This window comes from uncultured Devosia sp. (genome assembly GCF_913055165.1).
Taxonomy (GTDB): domain Bacteria; phylum Pseudomonadota; class Alphaproteobacteria; order Rhizobiales; family Devosiaceae; genus Devosia.
Genome location: NZ_CAJXJS010000002.1, coordinates 57,493 through 76,704, shown reverse-complemented (window position 1 = coordinate 76,704; position 19,212 = coordinate 57,493). Strand labels below are relative to the sequence as shown.

The 19,212-nt window shown below is 63.0% G+C and carries 17 protein-coding genes; 13 read left to right on the top strand and 4 right to left on the bottom strand.

Annotated elements, in window-relative coordinates; all coding sequences use genetic code 11:
- Positions 1-2: 2 nt before the first annotated feature.
- Positions 3-1,010, top strand: coding sequence for a CorA family divalent cation transporter (locus QZ564_RS01460; RefSeq protein WP_297103658.1), 1,008 nt, complete (start codon positions 3-5; stop codon positions 1,008-1,010).
- Between the two features lie 15 nt (positions 1,011-1,025).
- Here QZ564_RS01460 and QZ564_RS01455 read toward each other — a convergent pair whose 3' ends face one another.
- Positions 1,026-2,708, bottom strand: coding sequence for an ABC transporter ATP-binding protein (locus tag QZ564_RS01455; RefSeq protein ID WP_297103830.1), 1,683 nt, complete (start codon positions 2,706-2,708; stop codon positions 1,026-1,028).
- Between the two features lie 806 nt (positions 2,709-3,514).
- Here QZ564_RS01455 and QZ564_RS01450 point away from each other — a divergent pair.
- Positions 3,515-4,321 carry a tetratricopeptide repeat protein gene (locus QZ564_RS01450; protein WP_297103655.1) on the top strand — a complete coding sequence of 269 codons (807 nt, stop codon included), beginning with the start codon at positions 3,515-3,517 and terminating at the stop codon, positions 4,319-4,321.
- Between the two features lie 4 nt (positions 4,322-4,325).
- Here QZ564_RS01450 and xth read toward each other — a convergent pair whose 3' ends face one another.
- The 3 genes from xth to QZ564_RS01435 all read right to left on the bottom strand — a co-directional run bounded on the left by xth (position 4,326) and on the right by QZ564_RS01435 (position 6,643).
- A complete protein-coding gene (gene xth, locus QZ564_RS01445) occupies positions 4,326-5,105 on the bottom strand; it encodes an exodeoxyribonuclease III (protein ID WP_297103828.1) in 780 nt (259 codons plus the stop codon).
- Between the two features lie 14 nt (positions 5,106-5,119).
- Positions 5,120-6,220, bottom strand: coding sequence for a serine hydrolase domain-containing protein (locus tag QZ564_RS01440; protein WP_297103827.1), 1,101 nt, complete (start codon positions 6,218-6,220; stop codon positions 5,120-5,122).
- A gap of 69 nt (positions 6,221-6,289) precedes the next feature.
- A complete protein-coding gene (locus tag QZ564_RS01435; protein ID WP_297103653.1) occupies positions 6,290-6,643 on the bottom strand; it encodes an iron-sulfur cluster assembly accessory protein in 354 nt (117 codons plus the stop codon).
- Positions 6,644-6,729: 86 nt separating this feature from the next.
- Here QZ564_RS01435 and QZ564_RS01430 point away from each other — a divergent pair, with 86 nt between their 5' ends.
- The 11 genes from QZ564_RS01430 to QZ564_RS01380 all read left to right on the top strand — a co-directional run bounded on the left by QZ564_RS01430 (position 6,730) and on the right by QZ564_RS01380 (position 19,198).
- Entirely contained in the window at positions 6,730-7,878 is a 1,149-nt protein-coding gene (locus QZ564_RS01430) for a deoxyguanosinetriphosphate triphosphohydrolase (protein ID WP_297103651.1), read from the top strand.
- Between the two features lie 186 nt (positions 7,879-8,064).
- Positions 8,065-9,810 carry an arginine--tRNA ligase gene (gene argS, locus QZ564_RS01425; RefSeq protein WP_297103649.1) on the top strand — a complete coding sequence of 582 codons (1,746 nt, stop codon included), beginning with the start codon at positions 8,065-8,067 and terminating at the stop codon, positions 9,808-9,810.
- 73 nt (positions 9,811-9,883) lie between these two features.
- Positions 9,884-11,932 carry an SPOR domain-containing protein gene (locus tag QZ564_RS01420; RefSeq protein WP_297103647.1) on the top strand — a complete coding sequence of 683 codons (2,049 nt, stop codon included), beginning with the start codon at positions 9,884-9,886 and terminating at the stop codon, positions 11,930-11,932.
- A 68-nt stretch (positions 11,933-12,000) separates the two neighbouring features.
- Positions 12,001-12,789, top strand: coding sequence for a ScpA family protein (locus QZ564_RS01415; RefSeq protein WP_297103645.1), 789 nt, complete (start codon positions 12,001-12,003; stop codon positions 12,787-12,789).
- Positions 12,786-13,457 (top strand): SMC-Scp complex subunit ScpB, encoded by a 672-nt coding sequence (gene scpB / locus QZ564_RS01410; protein WP_297103643.1) that lies wholly within the window; start codon positions 12,786-12,788, stop codon positions 13,455-13,457. The genes QZ564_RS01415 and scpB overlap by 4 nt, the downstream gene beginning before the upstream one ends.
- A gap of 122 nt (positions 13,458-13,579) precedes the next feature.
- Positions 13,580-13,798 carry a twin-arginine translocase TatA/TatE family subunit gene (locus QZ564_RS01405; protein ID WP_297103641.1) on the top strand — a complete coding sequence of 73 codons (219 nt, stop codon included), beginning with the start codon at positions 13,580-13,582 and terminating at the stop codon, positions 13,796-13,798.
- Between the two features lie 60 nt (positions 13,799-13,858).
- Positions 13,859-14,665 (top strand): Sec-independent protein translocase protein TatB, encoded by an 807-nt coding sequence (gene tatB / locus QZ564_RS01400; protein WP_297103639.1) that lies wholly within the window; start codon positions 13,859-13,861, stop codon positions 14,663-14,665.
- Positions 14,666-15,499, top strand: a complete 834-nt coding sequence (tatC, locus tag QZ564_RS01395; protein ID WP_297103637.1) for a twin-arginine translocase subunit TatC — start codon at positions 14,666-14,668, stop codon at positions 15,497-15,499. It begins immediately after the preceding gene.
- 116 nt (positions 15,500-15,615) lie between these two features.
- Complete coding sequence (gene serS, locus QZ564_RS01390; protein WP_297103635.1) at positions 15,616-16,944, top strand: serine--tRNA ligase; 1,329 nt, start codon at positions 15,616-15,618, stop codon at positions 16,942-16,944.
- Positions 16,944-17,717, top strand: a complete 774-nt coding sequence (gene surE / locus QZ564_RS01385) for a 5'/3'-nucleotidase SurE (RefSeq protein WP_297103633.1) — start codon at positions 16,944-16,946, stop codon at positions 17,715-17,717. The genes serS and surE overlap by 1 nt, the downstream gene beginning before the upstream one ends.
- A gap of 185 nt (positions 17,718-17,902) precedes the next feature.
- Complete coding sequence (locus QZ564_RS01380; protein ID WP_297103632.1) at positions 17,903-19,198, top strand: M23 family metallopeptidase; 1,296 nt, start codon at positions 17,903-17,905, stop codon at positions 19,196-19,198.
- Positions 19,199-19,212 lie beyond the last annotated feature (14 nt).

Below are 19,212 nucleotides of genomic sequence, written 5' to 3'. Positions count from 1 at the left end.
TCATGAGCAACACCGCCAAAACGCCGAACGAACGAGCACTGTTCAACGGACTTGTGGGCAGCGGTGCGGTGCTCATCTTTGACGGCAAGGGCGGGATGACGCGGCACGAACCCGATGACGATCATCCCGCCGTGCCGTCTGGCGGCTTCAAGCTCGTTGTCGGCAATTCCAAGGGTCCCGAATTCAAGCTCTGGCTCAAGAACGAATTGGGCGAGTTCAACTCGGGCCTTGTCACGGCACCGACCTCCCGTAGCCGCTGCAGTGTGCTCGACGACAGGGCCCTGGTCATCCTGCGGGTCGTACGCCCTGGCGCCGAGCCGCACGATGTGGGGCGGCAGTTCCTGACCATCTGGATCGAGAAGAGCCGGGTGATCATTGCCTCGGAGCTGAACATCCTGGATTTCCTCGGCCTTGCTAGGGTCGAGCAGGTTGAACACGCTCCCACCAGCCCCGCTGACCTCATCGCCCGCCTGGCCCTCCGCGCCACAGACCGGCTGGAGCCGCTGATCGAGATGCTCGGGGACCGCTTGGATGAGGTCGAGGAAAGCCTGATCACCAACCGGACGGAAAGAGCCCAGGACAATCTCGAACACTTGCGGCGCACCTTGATCAGCTTCCGCCGGCTTGTCTGGCCGCAGCGCGACGCCCTCACCACGCTGGAAGTCGAGGACCTGTCCTATTTCTCGGATCGTGATCGGCTACGTTTGCGCGAAGCGGCGCTGCGAACCGCGCGCATCGGCGACGAGCTTCAGGCGCTGTCCGAGCGGGCAGTCCTCGTGCATGAAGAGATCATCGACGATCGCGCCGAACAGATGAACAAGGCCATGCTGCTGCTGGCCGCCGTAACGGTGATCTTCTCGCCGCTGACATTGATCACCGGTCTGCTGGGCATGAATGTCGCCGGCATTCCTTTCGCTGAAAGCGGTGCGGCTTTCTGGGTGGTCTGTGCCGCCATCGTGGGGCTGGGGCTTATCGTGCTGTGGGTGATGCGGCGACGCCACTGGATGTAGCGCCGCCGTGACGCGTCAGATGCGCCCCTGCATCGCATGCAGTGCGGCATAAGCGCCGTTCTGGTCCATCAACTGCTCATGCGTCCCTTCCTCGACAATCCCCTCCGGCAAGAGCACCAGGATGCGATCTGCATGGCGAACGGTCGATAAGCGGTGCGCGATGACGAGCGTCGTGCGTCCCTTGACCAGCGTCATCAGGGACTGCTGGATCGCGCGCTCACTCTCATTGTCCAATGCGCTGGTGGCCTCGTCGAAAATCAGCACCGGCGGGTTCTTGAGAAAGGCCCGGGCAATTGTCAGTCGCTGCTTCTGCCCACCGGAGAGCTTGACGCCGCGCTGACCGATATCGGTGTCATAACCCTGGGGCAGGAAGGTGATGAAATCATGCGCATTGGCGGCCTTGGCAGCCGCAATGATTTCGTCCTCCGACGCGTCCGGGCGGCCATAGCGCAGATTGTCCGCCACAGTGCCGCTGAACAGATACACATCCTGCTGGACCACGCCCACATTCCGTCGCAGCGAAGACAGCGTCACTTGGCGTACGTCTTGCCCGTCCAGCGTCACCTTGCCGGCATCGACGTCATAGAAGCGCGGGATCAGGCTGCAAAGTGTGCTCTTGCCCACCCCTGACGGACCGACGAGCGCGACGAACTCACCCGGGCGGATGGTCAGTGAAAGACCAGACAACACCCCTGGCGCGTCGGACTCATAGCGAAAGCTGACATTATCGAACGCGATCGCGCCGCGAACGCGTTCAAGCGCATGGGCCTCCGGCGCATCGGCAATATCGGGGTCGGTTTCGAGCAATTCCATTGCCCTGACAAACCCCGTATATCCTTCTTGCCAAAGGCGGATGAAATTGTCGAAGCGCTTGATCGGATCGAGCAGCACACCCACGCAAAGCAGCAGGGTGAGCAGCCCCGCCGCCTCGATTTCGCCCGACAGCATCCGCATGGCGCCCAACACGATCACCACGATCGTGACCAGTTGCGCAAAGCCGTCCATGCCGCTCCACAGCAAGGCTTCGCTGCGATAGCCATCGGATCGGGAGCGCAGGAAGCGGGCATTTTCCGCCTCGAAGCGCGCCATCTCGTCGGCCTCATTGGCAAAGGATTGCACGACGCGGACGCCGCCCAGCGCATCCTCGACGCGCTCGTTCACCCCGGCAATCCGCTCCTTGGAGGTGCGCAGCGCAATGTTCATCTTGTTGTTGAAGTATAACGCGTAACCAATTGCGAACGGGAGCAGGCCTGCAATGGATAGCGCGATGATCGGATCAATCCAGATCAGCACCGCCATGGCGCCGGCGAACTTCAGCACGCTGATCGCAAGGTCCTCGGGACCATGATGGAACAGCTCGCCCAGCCACAGTGAGTCATTGGTGATCCGGCTCATCAGCTGGCCCGTGCGCTGCCGGTCATAAAAGCTGAACGACAGTCTCTGGCAGTGCTCGAACAGCTCGCTGCGCACCTGCGCCTCGATGCGGGCCCCCATCACGTGACCGCGATAGTCCACGAAATAGGTGGCCAGGGCCTGCACGGCGAAAATGGCCAGCAGGATGCCGCCGAGCTTCAGCAGCTCCCCCACGGCGTCGGGAGAGCCGGCCAGTTCCGGGAGCCGGGTGACAATCAGATTGGCCAGTAGCGGCAAGGCGATTGCCGTAACCGACACCAGCACCGCGCAGGCCAGCACGGCCATCAGCAGCGGCAGGTGCGGCCGGTAATAGGAAAGGAAGCGTCGCCAGCGCGCGCGACCAATGGCCGACGCGGCGGGCGACGTGCGTGGGACGAAGAAGAAACGGGAGAGGGCGCTAGCTCGTTTTGCGGCGCTCGCGGCTCCGGCAGAAGGTTTCAGAGACATGAATGTAGCTGTCCTGTTGCAGACCAAGGGTGTTCCGGTTGAACAGGATCGCTTTCATCATTCTCTCCCGCGCTCTGGCGCTACGCCGCAACTATGCGCGCACACCGCGCTCCATGCAACGCGCGGGGCTACCCTGCAGGCGCTCTGTGACGATTCGGCAACAAACCCTCCGATTCACCCTACGGAAATCTCACATCAACGATTTGGCGATGTTTCCCGCCACAATCTGATCTTATTGCAGGCTGCATGGCATTCGGGGGCGGGTGCTGGCACGACTGATCGACGCATGTGTGGCGGGTCAGGCAGTGCCGATTTATCCCCGGGGCAGATGAACGAGCAATTGGCGCAAGACGCCAGAAACGGTGGCTATGGACGACCCGCTTGAGAGCATGACTGTCTTGGCGCGCATCTCGTCCGGTGCAGGGGTCGCCAACCCTGAACGCGGTTGTGATGACTTGGGCCGAATGCTGTCACAAAGCGCGTTTACGAATTGTTCAGAACTCACTTTGTCCGGCCGCGTCATCCGGGCAATATCGTCACTTATCAATGGCGGCAGGGCATCAGCGCCCGTCGCATCGTCGGCCCTGTCTCAGCGGGGATCGGCTCTCGGTTATGCCCGTGATCGCCTGGGCAAAAGGAGTGTTATGCGCACCACTTGGGACAAGTCCCTTGCCTGCGCCGTGTCCGGAGCGTTACTGGCCCTGGGCCTGGCCGCGCCCGCTTTCGCCCAGACTGCCGCCGAGGCGGCCCAGGATTTCGCCCGGACGCTCGACGGCACCGGCGCCTTTGTCTCCAACGACACCTATCTTTCCGCGCTCGAAAGCGACGCCGCCGCCGGTCGGCCCCTGGCGCTCTGGCAGCTTGGGACCATGTATGAAAATGGCGAGGGCGTCGACAAGGACCCGGTCAAGGCCTTTGGCTATTTTGCCCAGATCGCCAATCAGCATGCCGACGCTGCACCGCGCGGGCTGGAAGCCGATATCGTGGCCAATTCCTTCGTCAAGCTCGGCGAATATTTCCGCCTTGGTGTGCCCGAAGCGGGCATTTCCCAGAATCCGGCCGAATACCACCGCATGCTGATGCACGCCGCCACCTATTTTGGTGACCCCGAGGCGCAATATCGTATTGGCCTGCTGTACCAGCAGGAAGAAGGTCTGGGTCTGAGCCCGATGCTTTCGGCCCGCTGGCTCCAGTCCGCCGCCCACAAGGGCCATTGCCTGGCCCAGGCACAGCTTGGCAACCTTCTGTTCAACGGCATGGACACCTATCCGCCCCGTCCGGCCGAAGGCTTGATGTGGCTCAATCTGGCGCACACCACATGTCTGGGGACCTCGGACATCGGCGTGGCCGATGAGTTGCTGAATCGCGCAATGTCCATCGCCACGCCCGAAACCCGGGCCGCTGCGCTTGAGATGGCCAATTCCGGCGTTGCGGTCAGCGCCCAGTTCTGACGCCTCAGAAGCTGAAGGCGCCCTCGACCGGCACATGGTCACTGGGCTTGTCCCAGCCGCGCACGTCCTTGTGCACCACCACATCGTCCAGCCGGTCCGCGGCCTGGGGTGACAGCATCAGGTGGTCGATGCGGATGCCGGCATTGCGCCGCCACGCGCCCGCCTGGAAATCCCAGAACGTATAGGCTTCCTCGGCCGTGATCGCCCTCAGCGCATCAGTCATGCCCAGATTCCGCAGTATGCGGAATTTCTCCAGGCTTTCCGGGCGATAGAGCGCATCGCCCCACCAGGCCTTGGGGTCATGGGCGTCGATCGGCGCCGGGATCAGATTGAAATCACCCATCAGGATGAAGGGCTCTTCGAGCGCCAGGCGGCCTTCCACAAAGCTGTTGAGCCGGTCCATCCAGGCCAGCTTGTAAGGGAATTTTTCCGTATCCACCGGGTTACCATTGGGCAGGTAGATATTGCACACCCGCACCACACCGCCATCGAGCGAGAACACCCCCTCGATCAGGCGCGCCTGCTCGTCCTCGTCATTGCCCGGCAGGCCGCGATGCACCTCGTCGAACGGCAGCTTGGAGAGGAGGGCCACGCCGTTCCAGCTCTTCTGGCCGTGGGTTTCCACATTGTAGCCCAGGGCCTCGAACTCGGCGCGCGGGAAACCTTCGTCCACCGTCTTGATTTCCTGCAGGCCGACAATGTCGGGCTTCTCCTCCTCCAGCCAGCGCAGCACCAGTTCCAGGCGGGCCTTGATGCCGTTGATGTTCCAGGTCGCGATACGCAGGGTCATGGCGGGCCTCAGGTCAAATCGGAGTAGACGGCCTTGCGCAGGGCGCGCGGAAAAGCCAGCTCGCCACCATAGAACGCCGTATTGCTCAGCGAAACCATGGTGATCCGGTTCACCGGATCGATCGACCAGATGTGTCCGTAAATACCGCCCCAATTATTGGTGCCCGCCGGCCAATAAAGATCAGCTCGGGCGGGATCGGTCGTGTAGCTGCCGAGGAAGCTGAAGGCCTGGCCAGGCTCGCGCTCGTAGCCCATCTGGTCCTGCATGGCCATCTTCGCCGTTTCGGGCCTGAGCACAGCTCCGCCATCTGCCAGCATCGCATTGAGGAATCGAATGAAATCGGGGCCCGTGGTCGCCATGCCGCCGCCGCCGCACTCGAATGCCTTCTCGTTGAAGATCCGGGCAGGGGAGAAGCGGGTGATGCCACCCCAGGGGTTCTTGGCCGCGTGCGGCTCGCCCATGCGCACTGGCCTGTCTTCGCCATCGGCATAGGGGACGGCAAGACGGTCGCGGTCGGTCACGTGGAAGGCTGTGTCGGCCATGCCAAGGGGTTCGGTCACATAATGCGCGACAGCGTCCCGCAAACGGCCGCCATGCAGCTTCGCGACGACGCCTCCGAGCACGTCGATCGCCATCGAGTAGAACCAGGACGTGCCGGGCGGATAGGAAAGCTCCTGCGCGCCGAGCAGCGGCAGCAACTCATCCAGGTGCATATCCGTATCGGTCAGCCCGGCGCTGATCCGCGGGTCCTTGTCCGAATAATCGTAGATCAGCCCGGCGGTGTGCGTCAGCAGGTGCTTGAGCGTGATCACCGGCTGACTGCCGTCGGCCAGCTTTGGTTTGAAATAGGGCAGATAGTCCGTGACAGGATCGTCTACGCGCACCAGTCCTTTGTCGGCCATTGCCAGCAATGTGGCCGCCACCATCGGTTTGGTCAGCGACGCCGCGCGGAAAATCGTGTCCTGCTGCATCGGCGTCCCGGCCTCACGGTCGGCGAGCCCGGCTGCGCGTTGATGGATGATCTGACCATCCTTGGAGATAACGACCACGGCGCCAACCAGCTTGCCGCTGGCAACCGCCTCATCGATCACTTTGTCGGTGGCTTGCATATTGGTCACGGCATTCCTCCCCGCCTTCTTGTGCCGGGTCGCTGCCGATTCAACAACAGTAACTTGTTGCTAGACCGCAAAACTCGTGCCGCAGCCACAGGACGCGACCGCGTTGGGGTTCTTGATTTGGAAGGACTGCCCGATCAGGTCGTCGACAAAGTCAATCTCCGCCCCACCCATGAACTCCAGGCTCAGGGAATCAATCAGAACGGTCGCATCGCCCTTCTGCAACACCAGATCATCACTGGCGGGTGTTTCCTGCACCAGATTGTATTCGTACTGGAAACCCGAACAACCGCCGCCAGCCACCGAAATCCGCAGCACCGTACCGGGCGCTTCCTTGGAAAGGATGCGCGAGACGCGCTTGGCGGCGCGATCCGAAAGGGTTACGGCAGGGGCATCGGCAAGTGCTGCGTCGGTCATGGGAAATCCCGTGTCGGTCGTAATGTCATAACGCTGGTCATAAGATAGGCGTTCAACGCCGGGTTGCAAAGGGCCGAACAGAGCAGATGCGAAACACCGCTTCCTACGCCAGCAAGGCATCGCAGTCCCTCGGACGTCTCTATGACACGGGGGCAAGTCCCACGCGCTCAGAATTTCAGCGCGATCGGGATCGCATCATCCACTCAACGGCCTTTCGCAGGTTGCAGCACAAGACGCAGGTTTTCCTGGCCCACGAAGGCCGCCACTTCCGCAACCGGTTGACCCACACGCTGGAGGTCAGCCAGATCGCGCGATCCATCGCGCGGGCGCTGGAACTGGATGAGGATCTGGCCGAAGCCATCGCCCTCAGCCATGATCTGGGCCATACACCTTTCGGTCACGCTGGCGAGCGGGCGCTTGATCGAGCCATGGAGCCCTTCGGCGGCTTCGATCACAACGTACAGGCATTGCGGGTCGTGACACGCCTGGAGAACCGCTACGCAGAGCACGATGGCCTCAATCTGACTTGGGAGACGCTGGAAGGTATTCTCAAGCACAACGGGCCTCTGCCGCATCTGGTTGACCTGGCGGAACTTCCGGTGCCGGCGGACCTGCGCGTCAACACCCATGCCAGTCTCGAGGCCCAGGTTGCCGCGATTGCTGACGACATTGCCTACAATGCCCATGACATTGATGATGCTCTGCGGGCCAACCTCGTAACGCTCGAGGATTTCCTGGGCGTCCCCATGGCCGGCTCGATCGTAGAGGAAGTCTTTGCGCTTTATCCCGGCATTGCCGCCAAGCGGCAGACCCATGAAGTGCAGCGGCGGATGATCACCCGTGCCGTCGAGGACGTTATTGTCACCGCCCAGAAAAACATTGCATCCGCGGGCGTGTCGTCTCCTGAGGACGTCCGGCAGGCCGGCCGTACCCTGGTGGGCTTCTCCGCAGGCATGGCTTCGGACGAAAAACAGCTGAAATCCTTCCTGTTCAACCGTGTCTACCGCCATGAAGACGTCATGGTGCCGGTGCGCGAGAGCGAAGCCGTGGTGGAGCGTCTCTTCGCCGCCTATATGGCCGACGCCGATATGCCGGGTCGCTGGGGCGAAGCCGGCAGGGCGGTGGCCGGCCTCGAGCGCGCGCGCATTGTCGCTGACTATATCGCCGGAATGACTGATCCTTACGCGCTCGACGAGCATCAACGCTTGTTTGACGCTCGACCGGATTTCCGTTAACCGGACCGCATATCGGTGAGGCGACCTTTGCCCCGTCCCCAACCTCAGGTCCGTCCTCGGGCTTGACCTGAGGACCTCTCTCAACACCGCCGAAGCGGCGGCCGGCCCTCGGGTCGAGCCCGAGGGTGGACTGGCGGTTGTGGCAAAGTCGAACTTCGCCCAAACAGGACACATTGGTTACAGGCCATGGACATTTTCGCCCTTTTCACCACCCGGGTCACCGAGGCCCTGCGCGCCGACTATCCCCAGCTCGACAATGAGCTGCTGACGCGTGTCGTGGTGGAGCCGCCGCGCGACCCTGCCCATGGCGACCTGTCGACCAATGCGGCAATGGTTGTGGCCAAGCCCTTGGGCAAGAACCCGCGCGAAGTTGCTGCAGGTCTGGTGGAGCGCTTCAAATCCGCTCCGGACATCACCTCCGTTGAAGTGGCCGGCCCTGGCTTCATAAATTTCCGGCTCGCGGACTCCATCTGGCACCAGGTCCTCAAGGCCGTCGGCGCGCAGGGCGAGAACTATGGCCGCACGAACCTGGGCAAGGGCGAGCGGGTCAATGTCGAATATGTCTCGGCCAACCCGACCGGCCCCATGCATGTGGGCCACACACGCGGCGCCGTTTTTGGCGACGCGCTTGCTTCGCTCATGGCCTGGTCGGGTTATGACGTAACCCGCGAATATTACATCAACGATACCGGAGGCCAGACAATAATCCTGGGCGAGTCGGCCCTCCTGCGCTATCGCGAGGCGCTGGGCGAAACGATTGAGATTCCGTCTGGCTTCTATCCCGGAGACTATCTGATCCCCGTGGGCAAGGCGCTTGCCGCCGAGTATGGCAAGTCGCTGCTCGACATGTCCGAGCAGGAAGCCGTGCTCATCGCGCGTGAGGCGGCCCTCGCTGCCATGATGGATCTGGTCAAGGCTGACCTGGCCCAGCTCAACATCCATCACGACGTCTTCTTCTCCGAACGCACACTCCACGGGCAGGGCGGTGACATCCAGACAACGCTGGACTGGCTGCGCGAGGAAGGCATGGTCTATGAGGGTCGGCTGGAGCCGCCCAAGGGCAAGACACCCGAAGATTGGGAAGATCGCGAACAAACGCTGTTCCGCGCAACCGACTATGGCGACGACACTGATCGCGCCCTGATCAAGTCCGATGGCTCCTACACCTATTTCGCCGCCGACATCGCCTATCACCGCAACAAATATCTGCGCGGCTTCAAGCACATGATCAACGTGCTGGGTGCCGATCACTCCGGCTACGTCAAGCGCCTGCAGGCGGCCGTCAAGGCCGTCTCCAACGGCGAGGCCGATATCGATGTGCGCATCTGCCAGCTCGTCCGCCTGCTAAAGAACGGTGAGCCGTTCAAGATGTCCAAGCGCTCGGGCGATCTGGTTCTGCTTTCTGATGTCGTAGAGGAAGTGGGTGCCGATGCGACCCGTTTCATGCTGCTCTTCCGGCGCAACGATGCCGCGATGGACTTTGATTTCGCGCTGGTCAAGGAACAGACGCGCGATAATCCCGTCTTCTACGTGCAATATGCCCATGCGCGGGCCTGCTCGATTTTCCGCACGGCAGAGCGCGACATGCCCGATCTCGATATCTCCTCGGCTGCCCTGGCCGGTGCGGAGCTGGAACTGCTGGGCAGCGCAGCCGATATTGAACTGATCCGCCTGCTTGGCGCGTGGCCGCGGACCGTGGCTGCCGCCACGATTGCGCATGAACCCCACCGGATTGCGTTTTATGTGCACGAGCTTTCGGCGGCCTTGCATGGCTTCTGGGCCAAGGGCAAGGATGACCCGCAGTTACGATTTGTTAACCAATCGGACCCGAAGTTGACTCTAGCTCGACTCGCACTCGTCGACGCCGTTCGTCAGGTAATCCGCAACGGCCTTGGGATTTTGGGGGTCTCGGCGCCTGAGGAGCTTTCATAATTCGGGCGCATTGGTGTGAAAATACGCGGCAAAATCCTTGACAGGACATTCCGCATTCTAGGGGCGCTGCCACATGACGTCAGCGAAACCGCAATCGATGGCCGCACAGACTGAAGCACCGGACGATCTTATTGCCGAATTGGCGCGGCTGATGGCCGACGAGGCCCGCAGCGACAAGCCGGACGATAGGCCCAAGCCTGTGCCGGTCCGTATTCCGGGCGACACTGCCGAGGCGCCGGCACAGCGTCCTCAAGTCTCCGAAACGGCGGCACCTGCGGTCGAGCCGACTTCGCTGAGGCCGTCCATCCGCATCCCGGGCGATCAGAACGCCGACGCCCCGGAGCCGGTGGAACCCTTCTCATTCGACTTCGGCCTGGGCAATGCGCGGAGCGAACCAACCATGTCGCCTGCGCCCCAGGTTGTGTCGGCTGCCGCGCCTGCGCCAAAGGATGAACCAGAGGACTTGGCGCCGCTCGACCAGGACAGCCTGGCTGATCTCATCGCCGCCGAACTGGCGCAGGACCGCTCTGCGCCAGAGCCCGTCCGGCAACCAGAACCCGAAGACACTTCGGCTAGTGCCGACAGCTTCGGCATGCCGCCCATTTTCGGCCTGGGTGATGGTACCCCACGCACCGTTCAGCCACAGCCGACCGAGGATGCCCCCCCGCCGGCAGCGCCCGCGCCGGTCGCGACGCCCGAACCGCCCGCACAGGCAAGCCCGGCCTCTGCGCATGGCACGTCTGATCCCCTCGACGACATCGAAAGGCTGGTCGGTCCCGCCGTCCGCCTCGCGACCGCCAATCCGCCTCCTGCCAGCCCCGCCTTGCGCAGCCTGGCGACCCCCACGGTTGCCACGCCCGTCCAGGCCGAACCGGCCGAGCCCGCCACCGTAGAGACCCCGCCTGCCAAGCCCGCGACCGCCGAGCGCGCCTCTGACCTCAGTTCAGTGGACGAAGCCATCCTGGCCGCCGCTGCTGCTACTGGTGCGCATGTCGAATGGGTCAATGACGGTCCGGATGCGCCCCGCGCGCCTGAGGCCGATACCGAGGCCCTGCCACCCCCCGCTCGGGCGCCCATGCGCCTCAACCGCGCCGTGGCCGGCCCGCTTGTCGCCATTGCCCTGTTGGCGGTTGCCGGTTTCGGGCTCTATTGGGTGCTGGGGCAGGGCGGTGGCACGGACGAACCGGCGCCGCTTCTCGTCGCCGATACCAGTCCCACCAAGGAAGTCCCCGAGACCCCGGAGGCCGCCGAGGTGCCCCAATCCGTGGTCTTTAACGAAATATCCGGCGCCGATGCCGGAGCCGAAGAGCAGCTTGTGTCCCGCGACCAGGCCGATACCGAAGCCGTGGTCGCCGCCAATACCGCGCCCGCCGCTGCTGGCGTGCTGGCCAGCAGCGACTCCAGCACCGTCGATCCCAATCAGGATGGTTTGGTCAATCGCAAGGTCCGAACCGTGACCGTGCGGCCCGACGGCACCATCGTCAGCGGCGATGACAGCCTCGCGGGGTCGAGCATCCTTCCCGTGGATCGTCCCGAGGTTCCGGAAGTTCCCGGCGCCGATTTCTCGACGCCGGAGCTCGTCGCCAGCGCGCAGCAGGCCGAAGCGGCCGCTTCCACTGCAACTTCCCAGGCGACCGACGTCGCCGCGACCCCCGCGGCCGCCACGAATGCCATAGCAGAGCCCGGGGCCGATATTCCCGTCGTGGACGCCAACGGCGCTGCTATCGCCGGCTCGACCGTGCGCATGCCCATGGAGCGGCCTGCCGACTTTGCGTCCATCGCTTCGGCAGCCGCCGCGCCTGCACCGGCCGCTGCTGCCGCGGCACCCGCCGCCGCCCCGGCCACGCCGCAGCCGACTACCGCGGTCGCTTCGGGCGGTTCAGCGTCGGCCTATGTGCAACTGGCGTCCCAGCGCAGTGAAGAAGCCGCGCGTCAGTCGGCGCAGGCCATCGCCACCCGCTACGGCGTCCTGTTCGGCGGCGCCAGCCTTGAGATCCAGCGCGTCGACCTTGGCGAGCGCGGCATCTACTACCGTGTGCTGGTGCCAGCCAACTCCCGCGAAAGCGCCGCCAATATCTGCACCAACGTCAAGGCCGCCGGTGGCGATTGCCTCCTGCTCTAGCACTTGCTTGACGCTTGGTCCGCCACCGGACAAGGATGGGGCATGCTTCCCATCCCGACGGGCCAAGAATGACTGAGGCCGATATCAACTGGTTCGATACGCCCGCGCCGCCTGCTGCGGAAGACGTCCTGCATGTTGACGTCGGCGGCTATGAAGGCCCGCTCGATCTGTTGCTGGATCTGGCCCGCCGGCAGAAGGTCGATCTGTCGGCGATTTCCGTCCTTGCCCTGGCCGAGCAATATCTGGGCTTCATCGACAAGATCAGGGCCCGCCGCATTGAGGTGGCCGCCGATTACCTCGTGATGGCCGCATGGCTGGCCTATCTCAAGAGCCGCCTGATGGTGCCGCAGGCTCCCGGCGACGAGGAACCGAGCGGTGAGATGCTCGCCGCCATGCTGCAGTTCCGCCTCAAGCGCCTTGAGGCCATGCGCACTGCCGCCAGCCGGCTGATGAATCGTCCCAGGCTCGGCTTTCAGATTTACGCGCGCGGCGCCCCCGAGCCGATCGAGATTGCCCGCCGCTCCATCTGGGAAGCCAGCCTCTACGACCTGCTCAAGGCCTATTCCAGCCAGCGCGAACGCGGCGTTGTCACCGATTACACGCCGCGGCTGCGGACCGTCTGGTCGCTTCAGGATGCGCGAGACATCCTGAAGCGACTGATCGGGGAAAGCCAGGAATGGGTATCTCTCGACGCCTATCTGGTGGACTATCTCACCACGCCCGCCGAGCGTGCGACGGTTCGTGCCTCGACCTTCGCGTCCAGCCTGGAACTGGTGCGGCAGGGCGAGATCGATATCCGGCAGACTGAAACCTTTGGCCCGCTTTTCATGCGTCGCCGGCGGAGTGATCGCGCGTGAGTGAATCTGTTCAAGCCGACCAGTCCGGCGAGGTGCTTCGCCGCCACCTGCGCATTCTTGAAGCCTTGCTCTTTGCCTCCCAGGAGCCACTCCGCGCCGTCGACATGGCACCTTATCTGGGCGAAGGGGTCGATATTGCCCTCCTGCTGACTCAGCTCCAGCAAGAATATGCTCATCGCGGCGTCAATCTGGTGCGTCGCGGCGAAGGCTGGGCCTTCCGCACGGCTGAGGATCTGGGTTTGCTCTTGCGCCGCGAGGAGCACGAGACGCGGCCACTGTCCCGCGCGGCCCTCGAGACCCTGTCGATCATCGCCTATCACCAGCCGGCCACGCGCGCCGAGATTGAGGAAGTGCGCGGGGTGGCGACCGGGAAGGGGACGCTGGATTTGCTCATGGAAGCCGGCTGGGTGCGGATGCGCGGACGTCGCCGCACGCCGGGTCGCCCGGTCACCTATGGCACCACGGATGCCTTTCTCGATCACTTTGGGCTTGAGAGCCTTTCGGACCTTCCAGGCCTCGATGAGCTCAAGGGGGCAGGGTTGCTCAGTGGCCGCCTGCCGCCGGATATGCAGATTCCTCTGCCCTTCGATGGCGCTCTGCGCGACGACGAGGACCCGTTGGACCCGTCCGATCCGGGGGACAACGAAGTGGAGGACGAGCAAACGTGAACCGGCAATCCACCTTTCGGCGGGGCGAACGGCAACACGTTCTTGTGTTCGGGTGCATTTAAACCTATTTCTCGGTCTATCTATCGCGTGTAACGCGTATCAGGAGTTCTAGGGAGACCATCATGCACGCGCCGTCTATTTGGGGCATTCTCGTAGTTGCCGTTGTCGTTATCCTGCTGTTCGGCCGCGGGAAGATTTCCGGTATGATGGGTGAAGTCGCCCAGGGTATCAAAGCCTTCCAGAAGGGCATGAAGGACGACGACAAGCCGGCCGAACGCCTGCAGGCTGACGCCCCCAGCACCGTCGATGCCAAGGAAGTGGACAAGAGTAAGGACGCCTGAGCGCGTCCATTTGCCCATTCCTCATAGTGGCGGCCTGTCCGCCGTCCGGAGACTGAATACATGCTCGGCCTAGGCTGGACAGAGATGCTGGTGATCGGCGTTGTCGCGCTGATCTTCATCGGCCCCAAGGACCTGCCTGTGGTCATGGGCCGCGTTGGCAAGGTTATTGGCCAGATTCAGCGCATGGGGCGGGAGTTCCAGCGGGAAATCAACAAGACCACGGGCCTCGATGAGGTACGCAATCTGCGAACCTCGATCACCTCGCCGCTCAAGCAGACTGCCGATGAAATCCGCAAGGAATTCAACGCCATCGGCAAGGACGGCAAGGAGGCGCCCAGCGGCGCTCTCAAGCCCACTGACCCCACTCAGGAAAGCGTCGTTGAGGCCATTCAGCAGCAGGCTGGCATGGCGCCAAAGAAGACCAATGACGAAATGGCGGCCGAATATGGCTTCACTTCCAGCAAGTCCGAGCCTGTAAAGGCCGCGCCGCGCACCGCTGCCAAACCGGCACCCGCCACCAACCCTGCAAAACCCGCAGCGGCCAGGACTGCATCTGGCAAGGCCGCTGCCAGTAAGCCTGCGTCTGGCAAAGCTGCACCCGCCAAGGCCGCCACGAAATCGACAGCCAAGGATCAGCCGGCGGACGCTGCTGCCACCGCAGCGGCCAAGTCGCCCAAGGCGCGTGCATCCAAGGCCGCCGCTCCTTCCACGAGCACTGCTGCTTCAGAAAAGCCTGCGACGGCAAAGCCCGCGCGAAAGACGCCTGCGAAAAAAGTCGCCAAGGCCGGTGCAGAGGAGGCCGCCAAGCCGGCAAAGCCTCGTGCGCCGCGCAAGAAAGCTGCCGCAACGGCCGGAAAGACTGAGTAAATGGCCGAATCGCAGACCAAGATCGAAGACAAGAACAAGCCCGAGGTCGAGGACGAGCTGGCCGGCAGCGAAGCGCCGCTGCTTGAGCATCTGGTAGAACTGCGAAAGCGCCTCATCCGCGCGGCCATCGCCGTGGTCGTGCTGATGGTCGTGTGCTTCATCTTTGCCGGGCATATTTTCGACATTCTGCTCAACCCCTATCGGTCCATCTACCCCAATCCGGGCGATATGGAGCTGATCTACACGGCGCCGCAGGAATTCTTCTTCACCCAGCTCAACCTGGCCCTGTTCGGTGCCATTTTCCTGGGCTTTCCCTATGTGGCGACCCAGATCTACGGATTCGTGGCACCGGGGCTCTACAAGCATGAGCGCAAGGCGCTGATCCCCTATCTGGTGGCCACGCCGATCTTCTTCCTGCTCGGCGCCATGATGGTCTATTTCGCCGTTCTGCCCATGGCCTTGCACTTTTTCGCCGGTATGCAGACCGAGGAAATCAAGCTGCTGGCCAAGGTCTCCGAATATCTGGGCCTGGCGACGACCCTGATCCTGGCCTTTGGCATTTGTTTCCAGCTGCCTGTGGTCTTGACCCTCTTGGCCCAGATCGACCTGGTGAACTACGAAATGCTCAAGAAGGGGCGGCGCTATGCCATCGTGGGCATTCTGATCGTGGCTGCCCTGGTTTCGCCCCCCGATCCCATTTCACAGATCGGTCTTGCCTTGCCGATGTATGCTCTCTACGAACTCGCTATTCTGTCGGTCCGCTATGTTCAGAGGCGGCGCGAGGCGGCCATCGCCAAGCAGGATGCCGAGCTGTCCGGCTCATCTTCCGAATAGCTGCGCTCGGTTTCGGGCGCAGCCACCTGTGCCCGAAGCGCTCGCAGGCGCGTTCCGGGCTCATCACCCAAGGCCTGCGCTGTCGATGAAGAGGCGGGCCAGGCCCGTAATCAGCAATGTTCGATATCAAGTGGATCAGAGACAACCCTGATGCGTTCGACGCGGCCATGAGCCAGCGCAAGAATGTGTCCGTGCGGTCCTCCGATCTCATCGCGATAGACGAGCGTCGCCGCGCCATCATCGTCCGTCTCAATGAGGCGCAGGAAAAGCGCAACAGCCTCTCCAAGCAGATCGGCCAGGCCAAGGCGCAGAAGGACGAAGCCAGAGCCCAGGAACTCATGGCCGAAGTTGCTCGCCTCAAGGAGATCATCCCGGAGGGTGAGGCCGAAGAGCGTGCCGTCGAAAAGGAACTGCGGGACATCCTCTCGGCCATCCCCAATATGGCTCTTGACGATGTGCCTGTGGGTGACGACGAGGCCGACAATGTCGAATATTTCGGCGCCAATGGCACCGCCGAAACCGCTGCCAAGGCGCGTCCGGCCAAGCCGAGCTTCACCTTCGCGCCCAAGGAACATTTCGAAATCGGCGTCGTCGAAAAGGACATGGATTTCGAGATCGCCGCCAAGCTCTCCGGCAGCCGCTTCGTGGTTTTGAAGGGCCAGATCGCACGCCTTGAACGCGCCCTCGGCCAGTTCATGCTCGACCTGCACACGACTGAACATGGCTATCTTGAGATCCAGCCACCGGTTCTCGTCCGCGACGACGCGCTCTTTGGTACCGGGCAGCTTCCTAAATTCGAGGAGGACCTGTTTTTCACCCCGCATGGCGAAAGCCGGCTCGCATTGATCCCCACCGCCGAAGTGCCCATGACCAACTTCGTGCGCGAAACCATCCTCGCCGAAGAAGAACTGCCCCTGCGCTTCACCGCCCTGACCCCATGCTTCCGCTCCGAAGCCGGATCGGCTGGGCGCGATACCCGCGGCATGCTGCGCCAGCACCAGTTCGACAAGGTGGAGCTGGTCTCCATCACCACGCCCGAAGAGTCGATCAATGAGCATGAGCGCATGCTGGCCTGCGCCGAGACCGTGCTGCAGCGCCTCGGCCTGCATTACCGCGTCATGACGCTCTGCACCGGCGATATGGGCTTTGGCGCCCGCAAGACCTACGACCTTGAGGTCTGGCTGCCCGGGCAGGATACCTATCGTGAAATTTCTTCGGTCTCGGTCTGCGGGGACTTTCAGGCTCGCCGTATGGAAGCGCGCTATCGCCCATCCGGCGAAAAGCAGGCGCCGCGCTACGTGCATACGCTCAATGGCTCTGGCACCGCTGTCGGCCGCTGTCTCATCGCCGTTTTGGAAAACTATCAGCAGGAAGATGGTTCGGTGCTCATTCCAGAGGCGCTGCAGCCCTATATGGGTGGGTTGACCTCCATCGGCGGCAAGTAATGAGCCTGCGCATCCTCATCACCAATGACGACGGCGTGGATGCGCCTGGCATTGCCGTGATGGCCGAGATCGCCGCGGCGATCTCGGATGATGTCTGGATCGTTGCCCCGGACGGAAACCAGTCCGGGGCAGGGCACCGCTTCACCTTCGGCCGGGAATTGTCCTTCGAGAAGCTTGGCCCCAGGCGCTTCGCCGTCACCGGCGGCTCACCGGCCGATTGCGTCGTTGCCGGCATGACCCATATTCTGGGCGATCGGCCCGCCGATCTGGTTCTCTCCGGGGTCAATGCCGGGCAGAACCTTGGAGATATCGTCAACTGCTCGGGAACGGCAGCCGGCGCCCGCGAGGGCGTGCTGCAAGGGGCCCTGGGCATCGCCATGAGCCAGTCCATGGATTACGACGTCTCGCACAAGCCCGACTGGTCCAATGCCACCCGCTTCGGCGCCGAGGTGGTCGAGGCCATCATCGCCACGCACAATGGCGACGACGTCTTCTACAATGTCAATTTTCCCTATTGTGACACCAAGGAGGTGGTGGGCCTGACCGCCGTTGCGCATCAGCGCTTCTCGCGCTCGCCCATCCGCTACTACCCCAGCGACAATGACGGTCGCTTCTTCATGGCCATTCCCGAGACGCCCCTGCCGCTCGACCCGGCCGCTGATTTCGAAGTCCTGCGGCGCGGCAATGCCATCACGGTGACACCGTTCGCCCTTCAGCAGACCCACCAGGCGGCGCTCCGGCGCCTCGGCAGTATCTCCCTCAAGCGGCCCTAACAAATCGCGTTCAGAATGCGTTCATTTTTGGGGGCCTGGCCCCACTCCAGGCCTCGCCTTAACCTTACCCACCCCTGAATCACCTCGATACGAATTCGCTCAAATCGCATCAGCCTTAAACTCGTCTTTACCTTACCGGCGTAGCGTCAGCCTTAGTTGTTGAGTACCTGCGTACGAGTAAGCCGATGAGTATTCGCGTTTTTCCGCGGACCCATAGAAGCGCGGTCGCCGTTGCCGGTGTTATGATCGCCGCCGTTGGATTGTCCGGCTGTTCGAGCCTCGGGGGTCGCAGTTTCAGCGACAATACCGTCACCGGCTCGGTCGCGCAGTCGTCCCCCACAACTCTCAATCAGCCCATGCCGCCAACCCTTGGTGCACCCCAGCCGGTGCAGGTTGCCAGCATGGAGTTCCTGCCGCCGGCCAATGTCGGCGCATCCTGGAGTGGCGGCAATACACTGCCACCCGCGCCGGCAAGCAATGGCTTCATGCAGCCATCCGGTGTGACCTCGCCCATCGGCGCTTCGGCCTCGACGGTGCAGACCCAGGCTCTACCTGCATTGAGTTCGTCGTCATCTATGGGAAACACGCAAGCCATGCCTGCTCAGCAAAACCTTGCCCCGCTGCCGGCCGCTCCTGCCGCCGTTGCCATGGGCACACCCGCATCGAATGCGGCCCTTCCGGTCAACTCCAGCGTGCCGGTCCAGTCCGCAGCCAATACCAATGCCTATATGCACACCATCGCGGGCGGCGAGTCGCTCTACACCATCGCTCGCAAATACGATGTGACCACACAGGCGATCGTTCACGCCAATGGTCTGAGTTCGCCTGACAAAATCATCGTCGGCCAGAAGATCATCATTCCGGGCCGGTCTGATCTGCTCAGCGCCAAGCCCGTGCAGGTGGCGAGCGCGGACTCCACCGCCGCTGCGCCGACGCTTCCCGCAGCGCGTCCGACCAACCTCGCCACTGGCAATGTGCTTCAGCAGGCGGCAGCGCCGACCGCGAAGACAACGCCTGCTGCGACCACTCCAGCCGCTGCCCCGGCCGGGGCCCAGGTGACCCAGGTTGCGACCGTGCCGACCACGCCAGCGCCGGCTGCCGAACCGGTCTCCTCCGGTGAGAAGTTCCGTTGGCCCGTCTCGGGTCGGGTCATCACCGATTTTGCCGCTTCGCGCGGCACGGGCATCAATATCGATGTTCCGGAAGGCTCCACCGTCAAGGCCGCCGAAAATGGCACTGTCATCTACGTGGGGTCTGGTGTCGAGGGCTACGGCAACCTCGTCCTTGTTCGCCACCCCAACGGCTATGTGTCGGCCTATGCGCACCTCAAGGACATGAGCGTGTCCAAAGGCGCCGTGGTCAACCGGGGCGATGCACTGGGCACCGTTGGGCAGACCGGTTCGGTCTCAAAGCCGCAGCTCCACTTCGAGCTGCGCAAGGGGGCAACGCCGGTCGATCCGGTGCCGCTCCTGGCCAGCTAGGCGCTGCCAGACCT

What these genes read in the sequence shown, in the direction of transcription:
- QZ564_RS01460 (WP_297103658.1), top strand. Translation starts at nt 3, where the DNA reads ATGAGCAACACCGCCAAAACGCCGAACGAACGAGCACTGTTCAACGGA.
- QZ564_RS01455 (WP_297103830.1), bottom strand. Translation starts at nt 2,708, where the DNA reads ATGGCCGTGCTGGCCTGCGCGGTGCTGGTGTCGGTTACGGCAATCGCC.
- QZ564_RS01450 (WP_297103655.1), top strand. Translation starts at nt 3,515, where the DNA reads ATGCGCACCACTTGGGACAAGTCCCTTGCCTGCGCCGTGTCCGGAGCG.
- QZ564_RS01440 (WP_297103827.1), bottom strand. Translation starts at nt 6,220, where the DNA reads ATGCAAGCCACCGACAAAGTGATCGATGAGGCGGTTGCCAGCGGCAAG.
- QZ564_RS01435 (WP_297103653.1), bottom strand. Translation starts at nt 6,643, where the DNA reads ATGACCGACGCAGCACTTGCCGATGCCCCTGCCGTAACCCTTTCGGAT.
- QZ564_RS01430 (WP_297103651.1), top strand. Translation starts at nt 6,730, where the DNA reads ATGCGAAACACCGCTTCCTACGCCAGCAAGGCATCGCAGTCCCTCGGA.
- argS (WP_297103649.1), top strand. Translation starts at nt 8,065, where the DNA reads ATGGACATTTTCGCCCTTTTCACCACCCGGGTCACCGAGGCCCTGCGC.
- QZ564_RS01420 (WP_297103647.1), top strand. Translation starts at nt 9,884, where the DNA reads ATGACGTCAGCGAAACCGCAATCGATGGCCGCACAGACTGAAGCACCG.
- QZ564_RS01415 (WP_297103645.1), top strand. Translation starts at nt 12,001, where the DNA reads ATGACTGAGGCCGATATCAACTGGTTCGATACGCCCGCGCCGCCTGCT.
- QZ564_RS01405 (WP_297103641.1), top strand. Translation starts at nt 13,580, where the DNA reads ATGCACGCGCCGTCTATTTGGGGCATTCTCGTAGTTGCCGTTGTCGTT.
- tatB (WP_297103639.1), top strand. Translation starts at nt 13,859, where the DNA reads ATGCTCGGCCTAGGCTGGACAGAGATGCTGGTGATCGGCGTTGTCGCG.
- tatC (WP_297103637.1), top strand. Translation starts at nt 14,666, where the DNA reads ATGGCCGAATCGCAGACCAAGATCGAAGACAAGAACAAGCCCGAGGTC.
- serS (WP_297103635.1), top strand. Translation starts at nt 15,616, where the DNA reads ATGTTCGATATCAAGTGGATCAGAGACAACCCTGATGCGTTCGACGCG.
- surE (WP_297103633.1), top strand. Translation starts at nt 16,944, where the DNA reads ATGAGCCTGCGCATCCTCATCACCAATGACGACGGCGTGGATGCGCCT.
- QZ564_RS01380 (WP_297103632.1), top strand. Translation starts at nt 17,903, where the DNA reads ATGAGTATTCGCGTTTTTCCGCGGACCCATAGAAGCGCGGTCGCCGTT.